The sequence below is a fragment of the Vibrio sp. 03_296 genome (assembly GCF_002265885.1).
The window spans coordinates 1-1,630 of the sequence record NZ_NPKW01000837.1 but is presented as its reverse complement, the minus strand read 5'-3'; the positions used below and the strand labels follow the sequence as shown (position 1 = coordinate 1,630).

Here is a 1,630-nt window from a genome sequence, read left to right as displayed (position 1 = left end):
CTATCATCAATCGGTATTTTAAAGAACAAAGCTGTTACAGTTTGATGGTACTCAGACTGATATTCTTTAGAGTCTTTTTGCTTGCTCTGCATCCTTTCTATCACGGGTGCTCTCGKCTTTTAGTTTCTATTTGAAACTTCCAGTTTATCAACCTTTTCAGTCAAGCTCGCTACATCATCTGCACTATGGTTGTTGTTAGACTAGCCCCTCTATCACTTTCACTATATCAGGGTGATGACGGAGAGCACCAACAGATAGTCCCGCTTCCTTTTCGACATTTGACTTGTTTAGTTTTACAACAGCTTTCTTTCTCAAGTCTTTATGCGTGTAGGTTYGCTCTTTAATTCTAGAGATTGCATCGAGCAGTGCTTTACGAGAAGCATCCTTATTACGTGCCTATACTTACCTCTATATGTTTTGTACTGGGATCAACTGAACAACATCATCAGGTATCTCAAAGGCTTCAAATGGGAATGTGTAAATCAGACATAATTTTTTTCTGCTAGAGCGTTATATCCATCACAAACTTCGAAGCTGAGCTACCATTWMGCTCCCTGATGCCTGCAAAGTTAATAGATTTCTCATTGCTGTCATTCGTATAGATTCCGCTTCACTTGCATCTTCAATAACTATCCCAGCCACAATCAGTACATTCTGAAAGATCAATAGCTGCTCTCATTGCGCACTGCCTCTTGTACAGTACATCCTTTCCAATTGCATGGACATGTACCTTGCCAGTTCTTATTTCCTCTTTCCAAAATCTAAACGAAAGTTTCTGTTATTGATTCCTTCTTCAAAAAAGTTGGCATTCTCAATAACTTCCTTCAAAAGATTTTTACCGAAGCCTCCTTGCCAAGCGCTCTTGTTGCTACTTGTTATTAGGTTGCGAGACATTACTTAGCTGAGCGCACCTTCTCTCTCTTCTTTAATTCACCAAAATCTTCTTCAATGATGTTGCGCAATTTCTTGCGTACCAACGTGTCATCGCGATAGATATATGACCTAATTGCTGCTTTAGCTGCGGGAAATCCATTAACTCCAGGCCAATCAGGTAGTACGCAAAACTTCTTCGACATTGGTGGTTTGTATAAGGAAAGCTATCACCAACTTCAGGAAGTCTGCTATGTTCTGGATTAGATGCCCTGAGGCGTCTAATCATGAGAGTTCAAAACAAATGTATCTTTATATACACGCTTTATGGTCTCCTTAATTGTTTGCCCTAATCCGACCTTTTCAATGGGTCTTGGGTGATACACTTCTGTTAAGGCAGCAAAGAAGATACTGTTGGAACCTTCCTTAAAGTCGCTTAACCGATAAGGTCGATGGATAGCGTTGAGAACATGAAAAGCCCGAAAGCCTGTCCGATTTGTTATAAAGACGTCATTCAGAGGTCTGTGAATCTAGAGTCAACTTTCCTGCTTGTTCGTAAGCGCATAATGGTATTTATTCCTATTTTTATATGATCCTGAGCACCATATACGGGAGAAATTCCATAAAGCTCACCAATTCTCATACCACTTAACGCCATAACTAGAAATGCTGCATTGGCATGAAGATTACGAATATAATCTAAAAATTCAGATCTATTTGAAATGCTCTTAGATCCAATTTTTACCACAAAGTCACTCCA

The 1,630-nt window shown here is 39.5% G+C and carries 1 protein-coding gene; it reads right to left on the bottom strand.

The window, feature by feature from the left end:
- Window positions 1–1,384: 1,384 nt before the first annotated feature.
- Window positions 1,385–1,630: hypothetical protein (locus CIK04_RS32940; RefSeq protein ID WP_325205949.1), on the bottom strand; the 246-nt coding region annotated here is incomplete at its 5' end.